19 protein-coding genes, 3 tRNA genes and 1 pseudogene are annotated in these 22,033 nt (G+C 67.8%); 17 read left to right on the top strand and 6 right to left on the bottom strand.

Annotation, left to right across the window (positions count from 1 at the left end):
- Positions 1–40: 40 nt before the first annotated feature.
- A complete protein-coding gene (locus BJ986_RS15865) occupies positions 41–757 on the bottom strand; it encodes a dihydrofolate reductase family protein (protein ID WP_179423276.1) in 717 nt (238 codons plus the stop codon).
- Between the two features lie 49 nt (positions 758–806).
- Here BJ986_RS15865 and zapE point away from each other — a divergent pair, with 49 nt between their 5' ends.
- From zapE to BJ986_RS15850, 3 genes are all read left to right on the top strand, one after another.
- A complete protein-coding gene (gene zapE, locus BJ986_RS15860) occupies positions 807–1,814 on the top strand; it encodes a cell division protein ZapE (protein ID WP_337795444.1) in 1,008 nt (335 codons plus the stop codon).
- A gap of 61 nt (positions 1,815–1,875) precedes the next feature.
- Complete coding sequence (locus BJ986_RS15855; RefSeq protein ID WP_179423272.1) at positions 1,876–2,844, top strand: polyphosphate kinase 2 family protein; 969 nt, start codon at positions 1,876–1,878, stop codon at positions 2,842–2,844.
- A gap of 56 nt (positions 2,845–2,900) precedes the next feature.
- Complete coding sequence (locus BJ986_RS15850) at positions 2,901–3,239, top strand: VOC family protein (RefSeq protein ID WP_337795443.1); 339 nt, start codon at positions 2,901–2,903, stop codon at positions 3,237–3,239.
- A gap of 14 nt (positions 3,240–3,253) precedes the next feature.
- Here the strand turns inward: BJ986_RS15850 and BJ986_RS15845 are convergent, their stop codons facing one another.
- Positions 3,254–4,900: an acyl-CoA dehydrogenase family protein gene (locus tag BJ986_RS15845; protein ID WP_179423268.1), complete on the bottom strand. Its 1,647-nt coding sequence runs from the start codon at positions 4,898–4,900 to the stop codon at positions 3,254–3,256.
- A gap of 32 nt (positions 4,901–4,932) precedes the next feature.
- Here BJ986_RS15845 and BJ986_RS15840 point away from each other — a divergent pair, with 32 nt between their 5' ends.
- The 5 genes from BJ986_RS15840 to BJ986_RS15820 all read left to right on the top strand — a co-directional run bounded on the left by BJ986_RS15840 (position 4,933) and on the right by BJ986_RS15820 (position 7,016).
- Positions 4,933–6,093: a YihY/virulence factor BrkB family protein gene (locus BJ986_RS15840; RefSeq protein ID WP_337795442.1), complete on the top strand. Its 1,161-nt coding sequence runs from the start codon at positions 4,933–4,935 to the stop codon at positions 6,091–6,093.
- A gap of 32 nt (positions 6,094–6,125) precedes the next feature.
- Positions 6,126–6,198, top strand: a tRNA-Gly gene (locus BJ986_RS15835).
- Positions 6,199–6,220: 22 nt separating this feature from the next.
- A tRNA-Cys gene (locus tag BJ986_RS15830) sits at positions 6,221–6,291 on the top strand.
- A 49-nt stretch (positions 6,292–6,340) separates the two neighbouring features.
- Positions 6,341–6,415: transfer RNA gene (locus tag BJ986_RS15825), tRNA-Val, on the top strand.
- A gap of 166 nt (positions 6,416–6,581) precedes the next feature.
- Complete coding sequence (locus BJ986_RS15820; protein ID WP_337795441.1) at positions 6,582–7,016, top strand: DUF4186 domain-containing protein; 435 nt, start codon at positions 6,582–6,584, stop codon at positions 7,014–7,016.
- Between the two features lie 57 nt (positions 7,017–7,073).
- Here the strand turns inward: BJ986_RS15820 and pip are convergent, their stop codons facing one another.
- A complete protein-coding gene (gene pip, locus BJ986_RS15815) occupies positions 7,074–8,042 on the bottom strand; it encodes a prolyl aminopeptidase (protein ID WP_179423264.1) in 969 nt (322 codons plus the stop codon).
- Between the two features lie 93 nt (positions 8,043–8,135).
- Positions 8,136–8,306: pseudogene (locus BJ986_RS15810) on the bottom strand (mycothiol transferase); the annotation flags it as partial.
- Between the two features lie 205 nt (positions 8,307–8,511).
- Between BJ986_RS15810 and BJ986_RS15805 the strand changes: the two are divergent.
- From BJ986_RS15805 to BJ986_RS15795, 3 genes are all read left to right on the top strand, one after another.
- Positions 8,512–11,028: a beta-propeller fold lactonase family protein gene (locus BJ986_RS15805; RefSeq protein WP_179423260.1), complete on the top strand. Its 2,517-nt coding sequence runs from the start codon at positions 8,512–8,514 to the stop codon at positions 11,026–11,028.
- Between the two features lie 387 nt (positions 11,029–11,415).
- Complete coding sequence (locus BJ986_RS15800) at positions 11,416–12,618, top strand: alkaline phosphatase family protein (RefSeq protein ID WP_179423258.1); 1,203 nt, start codon at positions 11,416–11,418, stop codon at positions 12,616–12,618.
- Between the two features lie 490 nt (positions 12,619–13,108).
- Entirely contained in the window at positions 13,109–13,444 is a 336-nt protein-coding gene (locus tag BJ986_RS15795) for a hypothetical protein (protein ID WP_179423256.1), read from the top strand.
- Positions 13,445–13,681: 237 nt separating this feature from the next.
- Here BJ986_RS15795 and BJ986_RS15790 read toward each other — a convergent pair whose 3' ends face one another.
- Complete coding sequence (locus tag BJ986_RS15790; protein WP_179423254.1) at positions 13,682–14,131, bottom strand: hypothetical protein; 450 nt, start codon at positions 14,129–14,131, stop codon at positions 13,682–13,684.
- Positions 14,132–14,253: 122 nt separating this feature from the next.
- The gene (locus tag BJ986_RS16900) at positions 14,254–14,505 is read right to left on the bottom strand and encodes a three-helix bundle dimerization domain-containing protein (protein WP_179423252.1); all 252 of its coding nucleotides are present in this window, start codon (positions 14,503–14,505) and stop codon (positions 14,254–14,256) included.
- Between the two features lie 106 nt (positions 14,506–14,611).
- On the opposite strand from BJ986_RS16900, the gene BJ986_RS15780 reads away from it, so the two are divergent.
- From BJ986_RS15780 to BJ986_RS15755, 6 genes are all read left to right on the top strand, one after another.
- Positions 14,612–14,983, top strand: coding sequence for a thioesterase family protein (locus tag BJ986_RS15780; protein ID WP_179423250.1), 372 nt, complete (start codon positions 14,612–14,614; stop codon positions 14,981–14,983).
- A gap of 842 nt (positions 14,984–15,825) precedes the next feature.
- A complete protein-coding gene (locus BJ986_RS15775) occupies positions 15,826–18,258 on the top strand; it encodes a beta propeller repeat protein (RefSeq protein ID WP_179423248.1) in 2,433 nt (810 codons plus the stop codon).
- Positions 18,259–18,644: 386 nt separating this feature from the next.
- Complete coding sequence (locus tag BJ986_RS16115) at positions 18,645–19,175, top strand: hypothetical protein (RefSeq protein WP_202881771.1); 531 nt, start codon at positions 18,645–18,647, stop codon at positions 19,173–19,175.
- Between the two features lie 594 nt (positions 19,176–19,769).
- Positions 19,770–20,018 carry an ABC transporter permease gene (locus tag BJ986_RS15765; RefSeq protein WP_179423246.1) on the top strand — a complete coding sequence of 83 codons (249 nt, stop codon included), beginning with the start codon at positions 19,770–19,772 and terminating at the stop codon, positions 20,016–20,018.
- A 5-nt stretch (positions 20,019–20,023) separates the two neighbouring features.
- On the top strand, positions 20,024–20,986 hold the full coding sequence (locus BJ986_RS15760; RefSeq protein WP_179423244.1) for a hypothetical protein: 963 nt from the start codon (positions 20,024–20,026) through the stop codon (positions 20,984–20,986).
- 9 nt (positions 20,987–20,995) lie between these two features.
- Positions 20,996–22,024 carry a hypothetical protein gene (locus tag BJ986_RS15755; RefSeq protein WP_179423242.1) on the top strand — a complete coding sequence of 343 codons (1,029 nt, stop codon included), beginning with the start codon at positions 20,996–20,998 and terminating at the stop codon, positions 22,022–22,024.
- Positions 22,025–22,033 lie beyond the last annotated feature (9 nt).

The following is a 22,033-nucleotide window of genomic DNA, read 5'->3' as shown; positions in this document are numbered from 1 at the left end:
CGGATGCGGTGTCAGCGGACGAAGTCAGTGGTGGACGACGTCAGCGGTTGACGAACCAGCGTCCGAGGATGCTGCCGCCCTCCTCCAGGAGCACGGCAGGCGAGGCGGGCAGGTTGACCTCCGGTCCGTTCACGATGGCCGGGTGCTCGCCGCCCACGATGAGCGGCGACCAGGTGAGGTCGAGCTCGTCGACGACCCCCGCGCGCAGGAGGCTCCCGAGCAGGGTCGGACCGCCCTCGCACAGGATCTGTCGAAAGCCCTTGTCCTCCAGCATGTTTCGCATCCGCACCAGGTCGACCTCGTCCGCGCCCGACGTCAGCACGAACTCCTCGCCGATCAGGTCGCGGGAGGCGTCCAGCGCGCGCGCGTCGGCGCCGCTGCGGGTCACGAGCAGGACCGATCCGGGGGGTCCCTCGGCGACGCTCACCGGCAGCTGTCCGGAGTGGCTGACCACCACGAGGGGCGGTGCCTGGGGGTCCTCGGCCTGGAGGGACGGGTAGCCCTCGGCCCGGACGGTGCCCGCCCCGACGACCACCACGTCGGTCATCCGGCGCAGCAGGTCGAAGACGACGTGGTCCGCCTCGGTGTTGATGCTCCCCGAACGCTGGTCAGTGCCGTTCGCGGCGCCGTCCAGGGTGGCCACGAAGTTGGCCCGCAGCCAGCGACGGGCCGGCGCGGCGTAGAGGTCCGGCAGGGCAGCGGCGTCGATCTGTGCACCGGGGGCGTGGGTGCCGGACGAGTCGAGCAGCAGGCGCATGGGCACAGTGTTGCATTTCTCCCGATCTGTCTTCACTAGGCTCCACGTCGTGCCCGGCTCCCTTCTCGACCGATCCCCGCAGCTGGACCGCGGGCGGCTGGTGCGCGACTTGGTGCCTCCTCCCAGGTTCGATGCCGAGCGCTTCACGACCTATTGGCCGGATCCGTCCGAGCCCTCCCAGGCGGCGGCGATCGAGCGTCTCGAGGCGTATGCCGCGTCGCTGGGGCAGCCCTCCCGTGGCCAGTGGTTCCGCCGCCGGAAGGCGTCGGAAGGGTCCGGTCGCGGGATCTACCTCGACGGGGGCTTCGGGGTCGGCAAGACCCACCTGCTGGCGTCCTTGTGGCACGAAGCCCAGGGCCCCAAGGCCTTCGGGACCTTCGTGGAGTACACCAACCTCGTCGGCGCCCTCGGCTTCCAGCCCACCGTCGAGGCGCTCAGCGGCCACCAGCTGGTGTGCATCGACGAGTTCGAGCTCGACGATCCCGGCGACACGGTGCTGATGGCGACCCTGCTCGGACGGCTGGCCGGCGCGGGGGTGTCGCTGGCCGCGACGTCCAACACGCTGCCCGACGCGCTGGGGGCGGGACGCTTTGCCGCCGAGGACTTCCTCCGCGAGATCCAGGCCCTGTCCGCGCGTTTCGAGGTCCTGACCGTCGACGGCCCCGACTACCGGCACCGCGACAGCGTGGACAGCCCGCCGCCGTCGTCCGAGGACGAGGTGCGCGCGGGCGTGGACATCGAGGGTGGGCTGCTCGACCACTTCGTCGACGTGACGCGTCACCTCGCGACGGTCCACCCCAGTCGGTACCGCTCGATGCTCGACGGGGTCACCGCTGTCGGGTGGACCCACGTCCGTCCGGTGGTGGACCAGGCCGTCGCACTGCGGCTGGTCGTGCTCGCGGACCGGCTCTACGACGCCGACATCCCCGTGTTCGCCAGTGGCGTGCCGCTCGGCGAGGTGTTCTCCGCGGAGATGCTCGCGGGCGGCTACCGCAAGAAGTACTTCCGGGCGATCTCGAGGCTGACCTCGCTCGCGCGCCACGACGTGCGGCCCTGACCGCGGCGCTGACCACGTCGCATCCCTCGCGCGCCGCGACCTGCGATGACAGGATGCGTCAATGGGCAAGGGGAAGCAGGACACGAAGGCCAGCGCCGGCAAGCAGTCCAAGGGCGGCAAGAAGGCGATGGGCGAGCCGAAGTCGAAGGTCGCGGGCTTGGACGCCACGGCGGCGTCCGACAAGGGCGTCCCGGCGCCCACCGTGTTCGCTGACGCGTTGAGGGTCGGTGACGGGTTCATCCTGGCGGACTGCGACCCGCACTCGACTCCGGGTTTCGACGGGGACAAGAAGCACGGGGAGGAGGCCCTCGCCGCCCGCGCGGGCGAGATCAGCCAGTTCCAGGAGCGGCTGTATGCCGAGTCCAGGGGCGCCGTGAAGCGCTCCCTGTTGTTGGTGGTGCAGGGAATGGACACCTCCGGCAAGGGCGGCATCATGCGCCACGTGGTCGGCCAGATGGACCCGCAGGGCGTCAAGTACACCGCCTTCAAGGCCCCCACGGCCGAGGAGCGCAAGCACCCCTTCCTGTGGCGCATCCGCAACGCCATGCCCAGCCCGGGTCAGGTCGGCGTCTTCGACCGCTCCCACTACGAGGACGTCCTCATCGTCCGGGTCCACGAGCTCGTGCCGCGCGCGACCTGGTCGCGGCGCTACGCCCAGATCAACGACTTCGAGGCCAAGGCCGTCGCTGACGGGACGACGGTGGTCAAGGTGATGCTCCACATTTCGTCGGACGAGCAGAAGGCACGGCTCACCGAACGGCTCGAGCGCGAGGACAAGCACTGGAAGTACAACCCCGGCGACGTCGACGAGCGCCTGCGCTGGCCCCAGTACCAGGAGGCCTACCAGGCCGTTCTCGAGAAGACCTCGACGGAGGCGGCCCCGTGGTACGTCGTTCCGGCCGACCGCAGGTGGTACGCCCGGCTCGCCGTCCAGAACCTGGTCCTGGAGCACCTCGAGACCATGAACCCGCAGTGGCCGCCGGCCGCGTTCGACGTCGAGGCCGAGAAGCAGAGGCTGGCGAAGTCCTGATGGTCGGCCACGCACACTCACCGATAAGGGACTCCAAGGCGTTCAGCGGATTCTCCGTGCCCGACATCGAGGCCGCCCACGCGTTCTACGCCGACACTCTCGGGCTGGAGGTGACGCAGGACCACGGCATCCTCAGCATCCAGCTCGGAGGTGGCCACCGCGCCATCGCGTACCCGAAGCCGGACCACCAGCCCGCCGGCTTCACGATCCTCAACTTCCCGGTGGCGGACATCGAGGCGACCGTCGACGAGCTGACGTCCAGAGGGGTGGTCTTCGAGAGGTACGAAGGCACGCAGATGGAGACCGACGCCAAGGGGATCTTCCGCAAGGGTGGTCCACTCATCGCCTGGTTCACCGACCCCGCGGGCAACGTGATGTCGGTGATCGAGCAGTAGCAGCCCCGCTGGGGTCAGGCGCTGAACGCCCGGTCGACGATCGTGCGGGCGTGCCTGGCCGAGAGTCCCGCGTCGAGGGTGCCGAAGGTCGCTCCGTGCTGTCCCGCGAGGCGGGTGGCGATGAACGCGTCGGCCACCTCGGTGGGCGCGTAGCGGGCCAGCAGCGACGCCTGCAGGGTCACCGCGAGCTGTTCCACGACGCGGCGTGCCCCGGCTTGGGCGTCCGGCTGCGCGGCATACGCGATCACGTCGTCGACGCGGGTGATGGCCTCGTCGAGGACGGTGCTGTGGCCGTGGGCGAGGGCGAGCTCCTTGCGGAAGGCCTCGACGGACAGGGGCTCTCGCGTGATGGCCCGCAGGACGTCGAGGGCGTTGACGTTGCCCGAGCCTTCCCAGATCGAGTTGAGCGGGGCCTCGCGGTAGAGCCGGGCCAGGCCGTTCTCCTCGACGTAGCCGTTGCCGCCCAGGCACTCGAGGGCCTCGGCGACCATGGGGGAGGTGCGCTTGCACACCCAGTACTTGCCGACGGCGACCCCGAGCCGGGAGAGAGCGGTGTCGCCCTCGTCGACGGCATGGGCGAGGCGCAGTGCCAAGGTGGTGGCGGCCTCGACCTCCAGAGCGAGGTCGGCCAGGACGTTCTGCATGAGCGGCTGGTCGACGAGCAGGGCCCCGAAGGCCGAGCGGTGCCGAGCGTGGTGGATCGCCCGCACGAGGGCCGCCCGCATCGTCGACGCGGAGCCCAGGATGCAGTCGAGCCTGGTTGCCGCCACCATGTCGAGGATGGTGCGGATCCCGCGACCGTCGTCCCCGACGCGCACGCCCCAGGTGCCGTCGAGCTCGACCTCCGAGGAGGCATTGGAGCGGTTGCCCAGCTTGTCCTTGAGGCGTTGCAGCGCAAAGGGATTGCGGGTGCCGTCGTCGAGGGCGCGAGGCACGAGGAAGCAGCCCACGCCGGCCTCGGTCTGCGCCAGCACGAGGAACCCGTCGCTCATCGGTGCCGAGCAGAACCACTTGTGTCCGGTGAGCCGGTAGGTCTCCCCGCCCTCGATCGGGCCGCCCGGCGTCGCGACGGCCAGGGTGGTGTTGGCGCGGACGTCCGAGCCGCCCTGCTTCTCGGTCATGCCCATCCCGACCAGCACGCCACGCTTCTCGGCGAGGGGCCGCAGCCCGAAGTCGTAGCTGCGCGAGGCGAGCTGGGGCAGCCAGCGCGCCGCGAGCGGCGGGTTCGCAGCGAGGGCCGGTGCCGCGGCATACGTCATGGAGATCGGGCACAGGTGGCCCTGCTCGTTCTCCGACCAGGCGACGAACCCCGCGGCCCGTCGCACGTGCGCGCCGCTACCGGCCGGCGTGGTCCATGGTTCGGCGGTGAGTCCGGCACCGACCGCGACGTCCATCAGCGAGTGCCACGCCGGGTGGAACGCGACCTCGTCGAGGCGTTCACCGGTGGGGGAGTGGGTGCGCAGGACCGGCTCGTTCTCGTTGGCCTGCACGGCCCACTCGCGCGCCCGCCCACTGCCCGCCCGGGCTCCCAGCGCAATGACCTCGTCGTATGCCGCGGGATCGGCCCAGCGCCGCAGGCCCTCGTCCAGGGCGGGCTGGGTCGCGACCGTGTTGTAGTCGGGCAGTGGGGGCACCTGGTTGGTGACGGCGTGGGTAGGCACGAGGGCACAGTATGCCGGGATACCGTGGCGGGGTGACTCCTAAGGCCCGGGTACGTCGTGCGCTGCTGCGCGTGCCCGGCGCCCTGCCCGCGGCGAAGCTGACCGTCGAGACGATCCGGGTGTGCCTGCGGTACCGGGTGACGGGTCTCGCGTCGGAGGCGGGGTTCTTCATGCTGCTGTCGCTGCCGCCTCTCGTGCTGGGGCTGTTCGGCGGTGTGGGCTACATCAGCGGGTGGTTCGGCAACGACATCGTCACGGACCTGATCCAGGGCATCCGGAGCTTCTCGTCGGAGTTCCTCGTCGCGAACGTCGTCGACCAGATCATCCTGCCGACGGCGAAGGACGTGCTGAAGAACGGCCGCGGCGACCTGATCTCGCTCGGCTTCCTGCTATCGGTCTGGTCGGGGTCGCGGGCGCTCAACGTGTTCGTGGACACCATCTCGATCATGTACGGGCAGTCCGGCGTCCGCGGGATCGTGCGCACCCGGGCGCTGTCGCTGACGCTGTACTTCCTGTCTCTGATCGTCGGGATCGTCGTCATTCCCCTCGTGGTGATCGGCCCGTCATGGCTCGGAGACCTCCTGCCTCGAGAGATGCACTTCCTCACCTACCTGTACTGGCCCGTGGTCAGCATCGTGGCCGTGGCGAGCGTCGCCACGTTGTTCCACATCTCCACCCCGCGCCGCTCCCCGTGGCTGCGGGACGTGCCCGGCGCGGTGCTGACCATCGTGATCTGGGTGCTCGCGTCGTTCGTGCTGCGTGGCACCCTGACGGCTTCGGTGAGTGGCGGGACGTCGATCTACGGGCCGCTGTCGACGCCGATCGTGCTCCTGATCTTCCTGTACGCCCTGGCCATCGCCGTCCTCATCGGGGCCGCCCTCAACGCCGCCATCCGCGTCATGTGGCCGCTGGCGGACCGCCTCTCCATGCGGGCGCAGCTGGTGCAGTGGTTCAAGGCCCGGCGGTCGGCGCGCAGGACCACCGTGCCGGCCCTCGACGCCCCCTCGGCCACCGGTCCGCAGCGGTCGGACGACCCCGAGGAGGACCTGGTGTCCTCGGTCCAGGGGCTGCGGGCGGAGGCGCGAAAGCCGCTGACCCCGATGCCCCGTGGGTCGCAAAACGCCCCGGACGACAGCCAATTTGGAGACGACGCCGATGATCGGATAATGTCTGCACGCACGCGCAGCGGGTGAAAACGCCCGTTCAACACCAATAGCGCGTGTATGCGGATGTAGCTCAGTTGGTAGAGCGCAACCTTGCCAAGGTTGAGGTCGCCGGTTCGAGCCCGGTCATCCGCTCGGAGGGTTTGACCGCCTTCACGGTGGAGTGGCCGAGAGGCGAGGCAGCGGCCTGCAAAGCCGCGTACACGGGTTCAAATCCCGTCTCCACCTCAGAGACTCGAACCCTGAGTCGAACCCCAGCAGCACCCAGCACGACCCCGGGCGATTGGCGCAGTGGTAGCGCGCTTCCTTGACACGGAAGAGGTCACTGGTTCAAACCCAGTATCGCCCACCAGCACGAAAACGGCCCCTGACCTGCGGAAATGCAGACCAGGGGCTGTTTCGTTGCTCTTGGAAGGGGTCAGATCTGACCTCGTCCGGGGGGTGAGTGACTAACGGAGTGACTAAGTCCCTGACGCTCACTCGTCGCGACGGTCCATCGGAGTATTTGGGGGCGTGGCGTGCCCGACCCAGCCGAGATCGATGACCGGATCGACCGCGCAACCGCGCGACCGTTCGGGCGGCGGTTCCACCTGCGCGGGCGCGAGCGGGCCACGGCTGAGCTCCGCGGTCAGCAGACGATGCGGGCTCACGCCGCGGAGATCATCGCGGAGCGGCTGGCACCGGCCGAGCCGCGCAACGACGGCCGGCAGACCCCCTACCGCAACCACCCGGTTTTCGTGGCCCAGCACGCCACCGCGACCTGCTGCCGCAACTGCCTGGAGACGTGGCACGGCATCGCGAAGGGGCACCGGCTCGACCGCGGCGAGCGGGCCTACGTCGTCGAGGTGATCGGGCGCTGGATCGACCGCGGGCTGGAGACCTCCACGGCAGGTCGCACTAGGGGAGCTCCACCTCGCGCCGGTCGTGAGGGGGGACCAGAAGGGGGCGGGTGATCGCCCGATCCGCGGCAGATGAGGGCGTTAAACTCATGCCGTTGCGTCCCGTTTGGGTCAGGTGCCTGCGAAGTGGTCGATCACGGTCCGCAGCGCGCCTCTCATCGACGGACTGCCCGTGTGGCCGGAGTCCTCAACCACGACCAGTTCCGCGCCCGGCCAGGCGCGGGACAGCTCCCAGGCCGTCAGTAGCGGGCCTCCGAGGTCGAAGCGCCCATGGATGAGAACCGCCGGGATCCCCGCCAGCTTCCCCGCGTTGCGAAGCAGTTGCCCCTCCTCGAGGAACGCGCCGTTGGAGAAGTAGTGCGCGCAGATGCGGACGAAGGCGAGCTTGGCATCGTCCGGCCGGTCACTGTAGGCGTTGTGTTTCCCCTGAGGATCCATTGAGATGACGGTGTCCTCCCACCTCAGCCACTCGTTCGCCGCGAGCTCGCGCACTGTCGGGTCGGGGTGGCCCAGGAGACGCCCGTAGGCGGCGAGCAGGTCGAACACGTCGTCCCCGCGTTCCTCGGCCGCCACGAAGTCGTGGAAGCGTTGCCACTGCTCGGGGAAGAACCGGCCGACCCCCTGGTAGAGCCAGGCGATCTCCGATCGCCGGGTGGTCGTGACCGCCGCGATCACGGCCTCGGTCACGCGCTCTGGATGGCGTTGGGCGTAGGCGAGGATGAGCGTGGAGCCCCACGAGCCCCCGTAGAGCATCCATCTGTCGATGCCGAGGTGCTCGCGCAGTTGTTCCATGTCGGCGATCAAGTTGTCGGTGGTGTTGGTAGCTAGGTCCACCGTGGGGTCGCTCGCGTGCGGGGTACTACGGCCGCAGTTTCGCTGGTCGAACAAGATCGAGCGGTACGTTTCCGGGTTGAACCTCCGGCGGCCGTCGACGCTGCAGCCGGAACCTGGACCGCCATGCACCGTCAGGACGGGTTTGCCTTCGGGGTTGCCACACTGTTCCCAGTACATGTGGTTGCCCGCACCGATGTCGAGCAGACCCCTGTCGTAGGGTTCGATAACGGGGTCGAGGGGGGCCATCGTCGCAGCCTAGGGCCGTTTCACGCTCGCGCCCTCAGTACGGCCGACATGCAGCCCGGATCGCGGCAAATCCGGACGTTCAATGCCCTTCGCTTAGGCGCTGGCGCTGGCCGCCCAGATCTGTTCGCGCAGGATGTCCGCGTGGCCGCAGTGCTGCGCGATTTCGCGCAGCACTGCGAAGTTTGACCCATTGCATGGAAGGGCGCCGCGCCGATTGCCATGGGCGACGTCGTCGATACCCAGCGTGGCCGCCGCCACCCGAGATCTCGCCCAGGTGTCATTTCAGATGCCATGCACCGATTCGGTGGTGTCGTGGCGTTCCAGGTTGAAAGACGCGTCAGGGTCAACGCGACAGCCGATTTCGTCTCGTTTGTACCCATTCGTTGTCTTGCCGTTCATCTCCTGCCACCAGTCTCGGCGTATACCAGTGGCCTCGCACGGGGCCGACGTAGCAGAAAAGGATGACCACGTGAGGAACAAGCAGGGCACGGCCGCGTTGATGGGCGTCATCGCAGTAAGCGTGCTGGCTGGGGGTGGGGTTGCCTTCGGCGTCGCGGGGACCTTCGACCATCCCGGCCCGCGCCCGGACGGGACCGCTTTGACGCCTGTGGGATGGCAGGTGACGCCCGCGGGCAGCACGCACCCGGCCGGGTCCTTTCCCGCGAACGCGGTGCTCTCACCCGACGACAAGGCGGTGCTGGTGCCGGGTGTCATCCGCAACGCGCACTCCCGGCAGACCGTGGACGTCCTGGACAGCCGGACGGGCGCGCTGCTGCAGGAGGTCGAGCTCAACCCCGACGACGCCGCCAAGCGTGAGGGTGTCGCGCCGGGGCTGGTCTTCAGCCACGACGGCCGACGCGTGTACTTGGCCACCGCGAACAAGAACTCGGTGCTGGGCTTCAACTGGGACTCCGCCGCGCACCGGCTGACCCTGGCCAAGACCCTCGCGCTGCCCGACGGTTCCTACCCCCAGACCGTGACGGTCTCCCCGGACGACAAAAAGGTGTACGCCGTCGGCCAGTACGCGCGCAAGCTCTTCGCAGTCGATGTCGCGACCGGCGCCACGACGTCCGCCCCGACCGGGGCCTACCCCTTCGGGGTGGCGCTCAGCGGAGACGGACGCACGGCGTATGTGTCCAACCAGGCGGACAAGACCGTTTCAGTCTTCGGTGTCGCGGCGGGCTCGCTGGTGCCCAAGACGCCCATCGCGGTGGGAACCCACCCCAACCACCTGCTCAGCGACCCGGCGCGCCACCGGGTGTTCGTCAGCAACGGGGACAGCGACCAGATCTCGGTGATCGACACTCGCACGAACACGGTCCGTCACACGATCGCCTTGAGCCCATACCGCGGCGCCGGCGCCGGCACCTCCCCGCTCGGCATGGCGCTGACCCGGGACGGGAACACCCTGTACGTGGCCAACGCCGGCAACAATGACGTCGCGGTGGTGAACACCAGCTCGCGCGGGCAGTTCGGACAGGTCAGGGGCCTCATCCCCACCGCGTGGTACCCCACCGGGGTGCAGGTGACCAAGGACGGGTCCCGGCTGCTGATCGCCGACGGCAAGGGCCTGGGCACCGGCTCCAACAAGGGCTCCGCATCCATGACGGACCCGACGAACCACCCGTGGATCGAGGACCTGGTCAAGGGCATGCTCCAGGTGGTGGCCACACCCAACCAGGGCCAGCTGCGCAGGTACACCCACCAGGTTCAGCTCAACAACGACACGGCCAGCTCGGGCACCGTCCGCGGCTACGGCCGCGGAGCGCCTGCGACGATCATTCCCCGACACCCGGGCCAGGGTTCCCCGATCAAGCACGTGATCTACGTGGTCAAGGAGAACCGGACCTACGACCAGATCCTCGGTGACCTGGGCAAGGGCAACGGCGACCCTTCGCTGGCCATCTTCGGCAAGAGCGTGACGCCGAACCAGCACGCGCTGGCCAGCAAGTTCGCCACCCTGGACAACTTCTACGTCAACGGTGAGGTCAGCCAAGACGGCTGGGACTGGGCCACTCAGGGCAACTCCAACCCCTACAACCAACTCGCCACCCACCAGGGCTACGACGGCAACGGGTCGGAGTACGACTCCTCCGGTTACCTCGACTCCCATGTGACGGCCGGCAACGCCGACTCGAGCAAGGCGTTCCTGTGGGACCGCGCGGCTGCGGCCGGCCAGAGTTTCCGGCACTACGGGATGCACTCGCTGCCCTCTGACTGGTTCGGGCCGAAGAACCGGGTCAAGTGCGCGGCCGGCACGTACTGCGCGTACGAGCCGCTGCTGAACCGGAACACTGACCACGCCTACCCGTGGTTCGACATGAACATCACGGACCAGAGCAGGTTCACGGAGTGGAAGAAGGAGTTCGACCAGTACGTCGCCAAGGACAACCTGCCTTCCTGGCAGTTCGTCGACCTGCCGCGTGACCACACCAACGGCTGGTATGCCGGCGGCTCCACCGCCAAGGCGATGGTCGCCGACAACGACTACGCCCTGGGGCAGCTCGTGTCCACGGTCTCGCACTCGAAGTACTGGAAGGACACGGCCATCTTCGTCGTCGAGGATGACGGCCAGGACGGACCGGACCACGTGGACGCGCACCGCTCGCCGGCCCTGGTGATCAGCCCGTACACCCAGCGCGGGATCGTCGACTCGCACTTCTACAACCAGACGTCGGCCCTTCGCACCATGGAGCTGCTGATGGGCCTTGGCCCGCTGACGCAGTACGACGCGGCCGCGGTCCCGATGATCTGGACCTTCGGAGACCGCGCGAACCTGACCCCCTACGAGGCTCTCGCGCCCCAGCAGTCCCTGGCGGCGAAGAACCCGGCAAACGCCACCTCGGCCATGACCCCGCAGGCCATGATGGGACGACCCGACCAGGTCGACGCCCACGTACTGAACGAGGAGATCTGGCGCTCGGTACGCGGCCCGCACGCGAACATGCCACCCGCGCAGCACCACGTGTTCCCGGCCCAGCCGTAGAAGACGAAACCCTAGGCAACCCACGCCTCGCAGAAGCCCCGGACCGCACCACGGTCCGGGGCTTCTGCCCACCTCGCTGGCGGCCGCACCCGGTCCACCGGCTCACGTAGCCACGTAGCCCCCGCGGGTTGGCTGCGTATGCCAGGTCTGGCTGGCGCTGCGGGGACCTCAGGGGTACTCGGTGGTGCTGGACCACAGGAGGCCGCCGGATCGTTTGTGTCTCGGTGGTCTGGCCGCCGAATGCGCCCAGGCGCGGTGGGCAGGGGACGCGCGCCGAGAGTGTTGGGGGAGACTTCACGTTCGGTTCGCCCACCGGCCACGGCGTGAACGGCCGCGACACCCATGGTGTCCACCGTCATTGCTTTACGGCCAACTTCAGGAGCAGGAATGGTTAAAACCCCTCGGTCCCGCCGGTGGATGCGCACGGGCGGCATCGCGCTGGCCGCCGCATCACTGAGTGTCGCGGTAGTCAGCGCGCAGGCAACCGCGTCGCCCCCCACAAGCGCCCACCAGGGAAGGGACGCGGAGAGCGCGAAGGACGCCGCGCCGCAGCACGTGTTCGTGATCATGATGGAGAACCACGGCACCTCGCAGATCATCGGCAACACCGCAGACGCGCCGTACATCACCTCACTCGCCCGGCGAAACAACGTGGCCACGAACTACCACGGCGTGACCCACCCGAGCCTGCCGAACTACCTGTCGACGATCTCGGGCAGCTTCCAGGGAATATGGGACGACTGCAAGGCCGGCGCGACCGTCAAGTGTGCGCCCGAGGAGTTCGTTCCGGGCTCCGGTGACGCCACCGCTGGCGCTTCGCTGACTCCGGAGCAGCAGGCCAGTGCCTCCTCGACCCCACATCTGTTCACGGGCAGGAACATCGTGGACCAGCTCGAGGCCAAGCACCGCAGCTGGAAGGCATACATGCAGTCCATGCCAACTGCAGGCTTCCAGGGCGAGTACGCGCCCGTCGTCAACGGGACCACAGTCAAGCTGTATGCGCAGAAGCACAACCCGTTCATGTACTTCTCCGACATCAACTCCCCAGGCAACCCGCGACTGTCCAAGATCGTCCCGTTCGAGCACAACTTCAACGCAGACCTGGCTTCAGGTCACGTCCCCAACTTCGTCTGGGTCAGCCCAGACCAGTGCCACGACATGCACGGCATCTCCCCCTCGTCGGCAGCCCTGGTCGGCATGCCGAAGTGTGGTTACCCCAAGAACGGTCTGGACCATGGGGCCATCCAGCTCGGTGACCAGTTCGTCAAGCGCACCGTCACCCAAATCATGAGCTCGAAGACCTGGAAGACCACGCGGTCGAGCATCGTGTTGGTATGGGACGAGAACGACTACTCCGGCTACTCGGGTGGTCCCGGGAGCCCGGTGGGCGCTAAAGGCGTTGTCCTGGGTGGCGGCGACGCTCCGATGATGGTCCTCAACTCCACCGGTGGTCACCGCAAGACCACGAACAAGCTCGCGGATCACTACACCTTGCTGTCGACCATCGAGCATCTGTGGCACCTGGGCTGCGTCGCCAACACCTGCTCCCAGGCCACGTCGGGCAGCTTCGAGGAGCTCTTCGCCTCCTGACCACCCACGCCCAGCCAGCGCGGTCGTCGCCCCGTCCCAACTGCGGGGCCGGGGCGACGACCGCGTCACGGTGCAGTCTTCGGGGGCGCTGCGCGGACCCTATCCTCCTGGCGTGCAGCCGACATCTATCGGTGCGCGAACACTGGGATGTCGTCGGTACAGCGGAACCCTGGTCTCGGTCATCGAGGACTCAGGCGCCACCAACAACCGGCCAGTGACTATGTCGACCGCACTCAACCTCGACGCAAGAACGGCCGCCCGGACAGCTGCCGGGTGTCTGCTCAACATCGACGATGGTCGGGGAACATCGGGACCAAGCCGGAACTCAAAGGGCAACTGCTGCTCCCGAGCACGATCAGCCGCGCGATACGCGGCAGATCCCGACGTTGCGACCTCGCGCCCATCCGGCCAGAGCGGAAGCGACTGTGTCGATCACACGATGGGGATACGGTGGCTGGTGACAGCGGCTTTCGAGGAGCGATGAGGGGGCGTGGAGCGCAATCAGTCGGCTGAGGCCAGCAGTGCTCGACCACTCGCGGCGCGTGTGGGCGCTGCCATCTGTGCCGGTTTGGCCCTGTTGCTCACCGTGGCGACGGGGGTCGTCACCTTCGGGCTCTCCGAGAGTTATGGCTTCGGGCCGGTCTGGGACTGGTCGGCCTTGATGATGACGGGCGCTGCCGCGGCATTGGTTGGTACGGCGCTGTTGGTCGCTATCCGTCTTGCGCGACTGCGGTGGCCAGCGGTGTCCTTGACGGCGGGAGTGGTCGCGTTCGTGTTCGCGGTGGGTTACATAGCCGGAGTAGCCGGCGACAGTCTCAAGCACTAGGGCCCGGCTCGGTTTCGGCGGCAATCGCGGGTTCGTGGCTCGTGTCCGAATCGCGCCTACCCGGGTCGACCAGCACAAGCCGGCAGGAACCACACCGCCGAGCCAGCATCTGCAGGTCTGCACTCAAGCCTGATTGGGTTTACCGGAATTCGGCATGGGCGGACGTTCGTGCGTCCGGTTCGCGGCGGTAAGACACAGCCCTCGTCAAGAACCCCGCGATCGGCGTGCGTGCGCCTGTCAGGGGAGCTGAACCTCCTCAACGCGCTGCCGGAGACGTTCGAGGCCAGAACGGATGTGAGCTCCGTATCCGTCGATCGACAGCGTGCTCTGGGCCTGCATGCCGGCATCGAGTTGCGCCCTCGCATCGTCGAGACGGCCTTGGCGCAGGTAGCCGTCACCAAGGTTCAGATGCAGGCTAGGCGCCAAAGCGGCGGCCGAGGTGACACCGATCGGCACGAGATCCTCGTCGACCACATAGGCATGCTCGGACATGGCCACTTCGTCCCAGGCCACCTCCTCGTCGAGCGCCGATCGCTGGTCGGCCAGGTAGTGCGCCAAGACGCACCGTTGGGCATGGTCGCCCTGTGCAGTGGCCTCCCAACACGCCAACAGAGCCTCGCGCCCCCGCTGCCGTTCACCACTCAATGCGAGCGCGATCGCGTTCGTGATGGAAGTCCAGTCCCTCATGGTGTTTGACGCTAGGACCAAGGTCCGACATTGGAGCGGTCTGCCACGAGCGATTCCGCCCTTGGGTGGCCCCAGCCCCGCTGCCTCGGTTTGGACGAGGTCCAGGTGCGTCGTTGATTGCGTCAGGGAGCAGCGTGGCTGGCAAGGGTGACGGGGTGTGAGGCGTGAGGTGAGGTGTAGTCGACGAGGGCAGCAAGCCGCTCGCGCGCCGCGTGCTCGACGAGGATTGGCACGAAGTCGCGGATCGGCCCGGTCAGCTGCGAGTGTGCGAGTCTGACGGCGGCTTCGACAACCTCGTCACCCAGGGAGGGGAACCGGGCATTCAGCCGGCCTTGAACTTCCCGTAACGCCCTGTTCTCCGAAGCGCCATCCATCTGCGAATGGTGAACGTTGAACGGTCAACGCGCAAGAGTCGCACTCGCTGGTTTCAGCGGGCACTCAGGTCGCGCTCGCGGCCTGGTTCATGACTACCGTGTGTGAATGCGCTACCAGGTGACAGAGCGCGACACCGCGAGGGCGGTGGGCAGCGGCGACGTGAGCGTGCTGGCGACCCCCCGGTTGATCGCGTGGATGGAAGCCGAGACGGTGCTGGCTGCGGCGTCCTTGATCGGTCCGGAACAGACAACGGTGGGTACCGCGGTGAGAATCGACCACGTCAAGGCGACTGCCGTGGGGGATGCCGTGAATGTCACCGCTCGCCTGACGGGTGATGCCCAGAGCCGGCGACTGACCTTTGCGGTCACTGCCTTGGATGAGGGCGGGCAGCGGGTTGGCGGCGGCGAGATCGACCGCGTCGTGGTGGACCGAGCACGATTCCTGGGATCGCTGCAGTCGGGATCGACTGCCCAGTAGGAGCCGTCAGATAACGCCTGGGTCGGCGGCGTTGACGCAGATCGGTCACCAGTTGGCGAAGGCCAAAGGGCGCCCGGGGCTGGCCATTGAGACCAAGTTCGCAGGTGCCGGACGGCAGTTGGCGACGGATCGTTCTCGGTAAGTGGCGTTGGATGCTGCCCGTTCGAGCGCGAGGTCCGTCGCGCCCCACCGTTCTTCTCGAGGCGTCAGGACCCTGCGGGGGGAAGCGAAGCCTGATGCAAAGGCGGCGCTAAGACGCACGTCAGACAGAAGCATCTGACCAGGGTTGGGGTGGCAGCTGGCCGACCCCGCCCAATGTGGATCGAAGGGGCACGGTTGGCGGCGATCGTTCATTGATAGGCAAGCAGCGCCGAGCCCGACGCTCGGTGTGCTTGGCCTAGGCACGATGACGAACGGGCAGCGTCGCGACCGCGCCGCGAGGGTGGTCCGTTTGCCGTGGAGCGCCTCAGCAGCTGGCGCAGTGACAGCCGCCCCTGATCGCGTCCTGAGGAGCTGCTGAATGACTCTGTCCCCCAAGGCAATCACGAGGCCGACCCACGCATGCAGGTGGCGACAGGGCTGCACACCTCAGGGGCGGGGCTGGTCGGTCGCGGGCTGCCGGGGCTATCAAGGAGCACCCTTCGGGAGCAGTTGAGCGCGCGGACACGACGTCGTGGGTGTACACAGTGGAAGCCGTCGCTCGACTCCGGGCGACGCGTCCATGGGCCGTGACCCGGCCCGTCCTGTGGGAGGAAGCCTTGAAAGCTCGGCGCTCGCTAGCGAAAGTCGTTCCCGTCCTGGTCTGTGGACCGCTGCTGCTGACGTCAGTAGCAGCCACCGCAGTGGCCAGTACCGCGAACGGCCATGGGAACAAGCACGGTCACAAGCTCGGGTTCGACGGAGGCCCGGCCAGGGCGTCGGGTGACGATGACGGCGCGATCGCCGACCGGGCCGAGCAGTACGCCTCGATGCGGAGCGCCCCAGGCACCTCCGTCTCGGCGGCAGCGCTCGTGGCAGCCCGCACCCAAGCTGCCGCGATGCGCACGAGGGGCGCCCAGTGGGCCGAGCAGACCACAGGCCCGGACAACAGTGAACCCGCGGGCTACACCGACCCGGTCTGGTCCAACGCCGGCGCTGGCTTCAGCATCACCGGTGGGCGGGTCACCGCGTTGGCGGTCGATGGGACGGAGACCTACGCAGCGACCGCCGGTGGTGGCGTGTGGAGCCGGCATGGCAACGGCGGCGATTGGGCGCCCCTGTCCGACGACCAGCCCTCCTTGTCGACCGGCGCACTCGCGACCAACCCCGCTGACCACTCGGTCTGGATCGGCACCGGCGAGGCCAACACCAACGCCGACTCCTACCTCGGCACCGGGGTGTACCGGCTGGCAACCAACGGCCACGGCGGCCCCAAGGGCAAGCTGGTCCAGGTCGGTGGGTCGGCACTGGTGGACCACCAGGTCTACCGCCTCCTCGTCGACGGTCCGGTGGTCTTTGCGGCGACGAGCCAAGGCCTCTATCGAACCTCCTCCGACGGCCACGGCGCGTGGACGCGAGTGCTGGCCCCGACCGAGGTCCAGTCGCCCTACGTCAACCACATCAGCGACGTCGCCGTGAAGCCGGGGACCAACGGTCAGTCGCTCGTGGCCGTCAACGGCTACCGCGGAGGCAGCGCCGACAACGGCATCTTCTCCAGCACCGACGGCGGGACGAGCTGGACCAAGGCGGCGCCCACCGGAGACGTCGACCCCAGCGACATCGGCCGCACCACCCTCGCGTATGCCGCCGATGGTCGGCTCTATGCGCTGATCGAGTCACCGGCATACCTGGTCTCAGGGCAGGACCCGACCGGTTCGGCGACCAACCTCAAGGGCTTCTACGTCTCGAGGAGCGGCTCGGCGGCCGGACCGTGGACGCTGCTGGCCGACTCGACCAAGCTGCAGAACTCTGGTTCGGCGATCACCAAGACCACCTCGCCGGGCTACAACGTCGGCGTGCAGTCCTGGTACAACCAAGCCCTCGCCGTGGACCCGGCAGACCCCAACACCGTCTTCGTCTCCCTCGAGGAAGTCTTCAAGACCACGGACGGGGGCGCCACCTTCACGACGCCGAGCCCTTACTGGGACTACGGACTGGCCTGCGGCACCACCTGCCCGAAGACGACCCACCCCGACCAGCACGCCGTGGTGGTCTCGAACGGCAGGGTCGTCATCGGTAACGACGGAGGCGTCTACTCCCGCCCCGCGGCGGACAACGGCTACGGCAACTGGACCAGCCTCAACGCCACGCTGCACAACCTGCAGTTCTACGACGCGAGCGCTGGGCTGGCGGGCCACAAGCTTGCCTTCTGGGGCGGCTTGCAGGACAACGGAACTGTCGTCGTGCCGGCCAATGGCCACTCCTACGCCCCCGCTGGCGGCGACGGCTTCAACGTGATCGTCGACCCGGCCAACGCCCAGCGCGCCGTCGGCGAGTACACCAACGGGACGGCCTACAAGACGACCGATGGTGGACACAGCTTCGAGACGATCAGCCCGACCTGCGTCGGTCAGGACGTCGGGTACGGGAAGAGGCGGCCCGACTGCGACCCGAACGCCCGCTTCCAGACGCCGCTCGCAGCCGACACCCAGGACACCAACCACTGGGTGGAGGCAGGTCAGTTCGTCTGGGACACCACCAAGGGCTGGCTCACCGTATGCAACCCGTCGGCCTGCGACTGGTCACCCGTCTTCGACCTCGGCGCGGGCCACGCGGCGACCGCCGTCAACAGTGCGAAGGGCGTGACCTACGCCGCGTGGGTCGGAGGCAGCGGCAACCCCAGCGCCGCCTTCACCCGGGGCATCGCGACCAACTACGGCGGGACGTGGCACCAGCTCGACGTCTCCACCCTGCCGAACCGCTTCATCGCCGGCGTCAGCGTCGACCCCCGCAACGGGGCACACGCCTATGCGGCGATCAACGGCTACTCTCGCCGATGGATCGACGGAGCAGGCGACGGCGTGATCTTCGAGACGACCGATGGCGGCGCCACGTGGCATGACCTCAGCGGCAACCTGCCGGACGCTCCCGGCGACGCTGTCGTCGTCGCGGCCGGCAAGATCATCCTGGCGACGGATGTCGGCGTCTTCGCTGCCGACCTCTCGGCCCCGACGATCTGGTCGAGGCTCGGCACGAGCCTGCCCAACGCCCCGGTCAACAACCTCACCATCGCCTCCAATGGCGACGTGGTTGCTGCTACCCACGGCCGCGGGATCTGGACCCTCAGCTCTCGCTGACCATGCTGAGGTTGTGCTGGTTCGGAACCGGGTGAGCTGACGGGGCCAGCCAACGAATGCCAAGGCGGGGTATGGCGTGTGGTCACCACACGGCATACCCCGCCTTGGCGAGTGACCGAATCGGGATGCATGTGAGTACGTAGGGCCGCCTGACTCGCGGCTACTAGAGGATTTCCCTAGGGCCGGTGGCTGGCCAGACTCGGTCCAGGTGATCGGCGGGCGGCTCTCTTTGCGGCTGCCCACCGGCTGAGCTGGTGTGGCTCACTATCGGTCTGCGGCCCGCCGGTCACCGTGACGAGGCGTGGCTCAAGAAGGGACTGCCCTGCTCGTAGTAGCACTGCCCACCTCGCCGTCCACATAGGAACGAGCACAGGCGGGAGCAGCACATGGAGCGCGTCGTCATCGGGGTCGATCCCCACAAGCTGTCGGCGACCATCGAGGTCGTCGATGACCGCGAGCGGAAGCTCGGCTCGGGCCGGTTCACCACGGACCGGGCCGGGTCCGGTCACCGAGCCCCTCGTGACCAGACCGGCCGTCAGAGAACTAGCTGTCCGGGGCGCGCCGAGCGGGCTGGTACACGTCAACGGTTTTCGGAGGTTGCGATGGTGACAGCTCGCGTGACAGTGAGTGGGGTTCGGCAGCCGTGGCCAACGTGGCTCCTGCCCGGATCAGGCCTGCTGCTGGTGCTGTCTGGGGGCATCTTCTGGGCATGGGACGCTGATCCCGGATGGGGTCAGGCGCTGATCCTGCTGGGTCTGGTCGTTGTCGTCGGCGGCGTGCTGATCCGCAAGCGGCGGTCAAGCCGGCCGGGCTGGCTGGCCCTCGGCCTCGGAGTCCTCGTCACGGCGTTTGGTTGCTATGAAATCTGGCACGCGATCGTGACGATCCTGTCTCAGACCGCTGCGCACACGGCTTGATGGCGCCCGAACGAAGCGAGGCCGTCTCCCTGCAACCGGGATTCCGCATCACCGCTGGCTGGGAGGGGCGGCACAGTCACGCGCTGAGTTCCGAGTTAGCCCCTGATTCGTCGGCGCTGCCGCGGTCAAGGGGTCTGCACACGACGCCCCCTGGCGGCGGATGAACGCACCCTGCGACTAAAGATCCCAGGGTGCCTGCCCCCTTGGCTCGACAGGGGCCGGTCCGGTCACCGAGCCCCCTCGTGACCAGACCGGCCGTCAGAGAACTAGCGACCCCCGCCGCCCTCCTTGCCCTGCCGCGAACTGAACATTATTGGGATAGTCAGCGCAAAGTCATGAAACAGTAAAAATGTGGTACCAGAGGGATCAGACGCGATCAATGCCCCGATTCGGCGAGGACCCCTTCTCGCACTCTGAGACGGCTGACCGCCTCCGCCAACCCTGACACGACTGCCCCGCGATCGACGCGAGTTCGCGACGCCCGAGGCCCGTCCGAATTGCTCATCGAAAGCCAGACAGACAAATCCGGTCGCCGGGAGGAGCATGAGACTTCCCGAGGCCTCCCCGGTGCGCCTCGCGAGTCAGGAGGCCGTCATGTCGAGACTGCGGAAGATGACGATGCTCGGCTGGGTCGAAGTGACCATGGCCGCGTTTGCGCTGACCTTCACCGTCCTGGCGATCTGGGACCGTCAATGGGTTGAGGGCGTCCTTGGGGCCGAGCCCGATGGTGGCGACGGATCGCTGGAGTGGCTCCTGGTGGTGGTCCCGGCGGTCATCGCGTGCGTCTGCGCCTACGCAGCTCGTCGCACCTGGGTCGCTCTCGCTCCTGCCGCCGAAGGCTGAGTGCCGTGAGTGGCCTGCTGGCGCTGCTCAAGGCCCTGCTCGGGATCCCCGGAGCGATCATCGCGCTTCTGCGTGTCCTGGGGCGCCTTCTCGAGTCGCTGTTCCACCGGGTCCCGGAGCGAGGGGGACGGCTCGACAAGGCCGCCAAGACCCGTTGCGTTCCCATCGAGGATCCGGCAATGGTCACCCCCGACCCCCTCATCTACTCCCAGTACGACCTGATGGCTCACGGCTTGGCCGTCACCTGGGACAACCCTGACTTCGGCATCTTCAAGGACGGACTGAAGGTCGACTCCCACGACCTGGTCAAGGACACGATCTACGACGTCGTCGTCAGGGTGTGGAACGCCTCGACTGACTGCCCCGTGGTCCTGATGCCCGTGCACTTGTCATACCTCGAGTTCGGCATCGGGACGACGTCCCATCCCGTCGCCACGAAGCATGTGGACGTCGGCGTCAAGGGCGGGGTGAACAACCCGGCATACGTCGAGTTCTCCTGGCAGACACCGCCGGTCGACGGTCACTACTGCCTGCAGGCGCTGCTGGCACCGGTCAGCGATCTCAACTACGGCAACAACCTGGGCCAACACAACACCGACGTCGTCGAGGCCCACTCGCCGGCGACGTTCTCCTTCCCCCTTCGCAACGCGACGGACAGGGAGCACCGATACCAGTTCGAGGTGGACGGCTTCGAGGTGCAGGCGCGACCTTGCCGGGACGGCGAAACCGGTCAGGGCAAGCCCGTCCCCGTGAGTCGAAACCCGGGGCTGCCAGCGGGCTGGACGGTCGACCTGGCTCCGCCCGTCGTGGGGCTGGCACCGGGGATGAGCGCCGCGATCACGGCGACGATCACGCCCCCGCCCAGCTTCGTCGGCGAGCAGGTCGTCAACATCCACGCCTTCTATGCCGAGAACCACACCGACGCCCTTGCCGGCGGCGTCTCAGTCACCGTGACGAAGAAGCCATAGGGGGCTGACATGGCTGACAACTACAAGCAGTTCACCTCCTGCTGCCAGGCCAAGAACTGGGTCTCGCTGTCCACCTACCTCGGCTTCGCCGCGGCGGGGCTGGCCGTGATCTGGATCCCGATCATTGCGCTCGCCGGTTGGTGCGCGCTCTTCTACCTCGTCGTCGCCGCGGCGGCCGCTGGAGTTGCAGCGTGCACCTGGTGGCTCGAGGTTCGCCTGGTCTGTCTGGGCGGGGACCACTCGGCGATCGGGATGCTCGTCTCGAGCGAACCCCCTGCGGACAAGAGCTGGCCAGGCTCTGTGGACAGCGACTTCAGCATGAACCTCCTTCCGTATCCGGCGTTGCCGGGCATCACGCAAGCCGATCTCGAGCTCACCAGCCCGTATGGGTTCCTGGTCGCCGAGCAGGCGGCCACCAAACAGCATGTCGGGTTCTTCACCGGGGAGAAGGCAACGGAGAAGAACGGCGTGGAGAGTGCGATCTTGCATGCCGAGTTCGAGGGTGCCGGCGTGCGTGACGTCCTCATTGCCTCCACAGTGGCGCTCGGCCTGGCGATCGCCGCGCTCATCGCCTGTGTCGCGATTCCCCCTCCGTGGGGGCTCATCGTCGCGGGGATCCTGGCCCTCCTGGCGTTGCTTGCAGCGCTGTTCGGCACGCTCTTCGGATCCGGCGACCACGGGAGCCCCGGCGACGTGACCGGCGCTCCGACCGAGGTCCACGACAACGACCCCGTGACCGGGCTCGGCGCCGACCTGCTCTACGTCTATGGCACCTGGGTGTTCGACTCGCTGCACAGCGGCTGGAACGAGATCCATCCCATCAAGAAGTGCACCCTTGTGGGGAAGTGGGACGGGGCCTGGCCTACCGACGTCGTCGATGTCCAACACCGCCTCGACGCCGGATTCGCCGACGCCCGAGACCCCGCTACCGTCGGCCGACAGTCGGAGGACAAGTTCACCTGGACCATCCACCCGCTGGTGGATGGCTGCGGTGAGCCTCGTGACGTCCCGGCGCCAGCAGGTCCCGGCCTTCACTGAGTGCCTTCA

Source organism: Pedococcus badiiscoriae, assembly GCF_013408925.1.
GTDB lineage: Bacteria > Actinomycetota > Actinomycetes > Actinomycetales > Dermatophilaceae > Pedococcus > Pedococcus badiiscoriae.
This window is presented reverse-complemented; position numbering and strand designations above follow the sequence as displayed.

Excerpts from the sequence above, each read along its gene's own strand:
- BJ986_RS16900 (WP_179423252.1), bottom strand. The coding sequence starts at position 14,505 with ATGGATGGCGCTTCGGAGAACAGGGCGTTACGGGAAGTTCAAGGCCGG.
- BJ986_RS15780 (WP_179423250.1), top strand. The coding sequence starts at position 14,612 with ATGCGCTACCAGGTGACAGAGCGCGACACCGCGAGGGCGGTGGGCAGC.
- BJ986_RS15790 (WP_179423254.1), bottom strand. The coding sequence starts at position 14,131 with ATGAGGGACTGGACTTCCATCACGAACGCGATCGCGCTCGCATTGAGT.
- BJ986_RS15855 (WP_179423272.1), top strand. The coding sequence starts at position 1,876 with ATGGGCAAGGGGAAGCAGGACACGAAGGCCAGCGCCGGCAAGCAGTCC.
- BJ986_RS16115 (WP_202881771.1), top strand. The coding sequence starts at position 18,645 with ATGGAGCGCGTCGTCATCGGGGTCGATCCCCACAAGCTGTCGGCGACC.
- BJ986_RS15755 (WP_179423242.1), top strand. The coding sequence starts at position 20,996 with ATGGCTGACAACTACAAGCAGTTCACCTCCTGCTGCCAGGCCAAGAAC.
- BJ986_RS15765 (WP_179423246.1), top strand. The coding sequence starts at position 19,770 with ATGTCGAGACTGCGGAAGATGACGATGCTCGGCTGGGTCGAAGTGACC.
- BJ986_RS15800 (WP_179423258.1), top strand. The coding sequence starts at position 11,416 with ATGGTTAAAACCCCTCGGTCCCGCCGGTGGATGCGCACGGGCGGCATC.
- pip (WP_179423264.1), bottom strand. The coding sequence starts at position 8,042 with ATGGCCCCCCTCGACCCCGTTATCGAACCCTACGACAGGGGTCTGCTC.
- BJ986_RS15865 (WP_179423276.1), bottom strand. The coding sequence starts at position 757 with ATGCGCCTGCTGCTCGACTCGTCCGGCACCCACGCCCCCGGTGCACAG.